The organism is uncultured Campylobacter sp. (assembly GCF_937997595.1).
GTDB lineage: Bacteria > Campylobacterota > Campylobacteria > Campylobacterales > Campylobacteraceae > Campylobacter_B.
The window spans coordinates 1-2,037 of record NZ_CALKTS010000035.1; the positions used below are offsets into that span (position 1 = coordinate 1).

Here is a 2,037-nt window from a genome sequence, read left to right on the forward strand (position 1 = left end):
TGCACCAAGAAGGATTGAGTGAAGTTTAAGCATTTTTTCTCCTTGAAAATTCCGCAAAATATGCGGGATTAGAATAGCTGAATTATAGCCGATCGGCATAAAATCTAGATAAATTTTTATATAAATTATTTCATTTTTTCGTGGGGGATTTCAGATGCTTTCGTAGGGCAGAATTTTGTGATTTTACGCAGAATTTTGCTAGTAAAAATTTTTGCCCTTCTTCTCTAGGCTAACCGGATACTGCCCGATACCCAGCGAAACCGATTGGATTTTATGATCTATTTTGCTGGCGTCGTCCATAAGTTTTTATTCCAAAGCTCCGCGCCTGAAATTCCTTTAATCCTAATCCAAGCGATAAGTTCTAAAATTTCATATAAAAAAATCGCTATAAGTATGATACATACCGCTGTTACATTGCTTATTTTCGGAAGATTAACGAATACATTCATAATATTTAGAAGTATCCAATACATAAAATATAATCCTCCACAGAAGTAAAAAATCTTGTTTGTAGCAGCTTTGCCTAGTTTATAATACACTAGTATCAACACTACGTAATTAATAGTTTTAAGTGCTGGAATTACAACAAGAAAGATATTGCCCCATATGGCAATCAGCGTCGCTTCGTTTTGATAACTAAACCCTATATTTTGAGTTGTTCTAATAACAGAATAGAATGTATCTACAAAAGATTCTCTGTGGCTATGAAAGAAGTAATTGAGAGTTTCCGAGCTCGCGATATTTATAGCATACAATAAAAATGCGATAACCATGATAGTCCAAAGCACTCGAGCAATAAAGGTAATTAAATACGTCCTAAAGACCTTACTATCGGAGATATCAGAGATAATTTTGGTTGCCGAGAGTTTAAAAATCATCGAAGCGAAAATTATGGCAACAATTACGGCGGCAACGCCTAAAAATTTGCTTATTTCAACGTCATGCCAAAACTCGCAACAAGCCCAAATGATCAGGTAACAGCAAATCGATAAAACGCTAGAGGTTATACCGCGAAATTTTATGGCGTTTAAAGTATCACGATTCATTTTTTGCCTTTAGATTTTTAAAATTTATGGCGGATTATACTTGCGGGGTTTGAAATTTAGATAAATTTTAGGGCGCGAGTGGAATTTTGAATAGAGCAAAATTTGAATTAAATTTAATCTTTTGGTTTTGAACGAGGATTGTTTCGGGCGAATAGGCACTAGAAGCTGAATTTTAAAGTTCATTTATGAAAAAGCGAGTATTCAAACTAAAATTGAAATTTTACCAGGAAAGCTTGTCGTAGCACAATGCGCAAATCGCGACGAGTTAAAAGCGCAGCCTACGCGCGTAACCTATAAAGTCCGCGCAATAGCGTAATCCGGCTTTTAAATTTAAAAGCCGGAGTAAAATTTAGAGCAAATTTAAACTTATTTCACTTCAAAAGCAAAAGACGCGATGATCGTCTCTTCGTCGCATTTCTTTGGATCCGAAAATGCGAGTTTATTTCTTGCTTTTAGTATCCAAGGGCCCGGCTTTAGCGCCATTACCTCGATTTCGCCCTTATCGTCAGTCATACCATAAAATGCGCTCATATCTTCCAGAAATCCATCCGGTGCACCCTCAACTGCGGCATTTGCAAGTGGTTTGCCTTCAAACAGCACTTTAATTTTAAACGGCTTATTGGCTTTGAAATTTACCGGATTTTCTAAAGGTACGAGCTCGAGTCGCTCGCCCACGGGCTTAGTTATGAGATCACCTGCTTGCGTGTTAATGACTCCCTTTGCGAGCATAGTGGCGCGACGGCAAAATTTAGCGTCTTTGATCGTATCTTTCGTGCCGCCCATATGCCATTTGCCGCTTTTATCCTCGGTCCAAAAGGTCGGTTTATATTGCCCGGTAATAATATAGACGCCTTCCGGCTGCTTTTCGCCTTCGAATTTATAGTTCTCGCTCGTGCGCTTTAGCTCGATTTTTTTGCCGTTTTTATCTATGACTACGGGGATTTCAAAATTATTCTCCCTCTGCTTATCGATCGGCTCGCACGTGGCAAAT

Annotated in this window: 2 protein-coding genes; both read right to left on the minus strand. The window is 38.2% G+C overall.

The window, feature by feature from the left end; translation table 11 throughout:
• Nucleotides 1–278: 278 nt before the first annotated feature.
• Nucleotides 279–1,046 carry a hypothetical protein gene (locus tag Q0614_RS01280; protein ID WP_298785937.1) on the minus strand — a complete coding sequence of 256 codons (768 nt, stop codon included), beginning with the start codon at nucleotides 1,044–1,046 and terminating at the stop codon, nucleotides 279–281.
• Nucleotides 1,047–1,412: 366 nt separating this feature from the next.
• Nucleotides 1,413–2,037, minus strand: a 625-nt coding sequence (locus Q0614_RS01285; RefSeq protein ID WP_298785938.1) for a DUF4198 domain-containing protein, incomplete at its 5' end; no start/stop codon positions are given.

What these genes read in the sequence shown, in the direction of transcription:
- Q0614_RS01280 (WP_298785937.1), bottom strand. Translation starts at nt 1,046, where the DNA reads ATGAATCGTGATACTTTAAACGCCATAAAATTTCGCGGTATAACCTCT.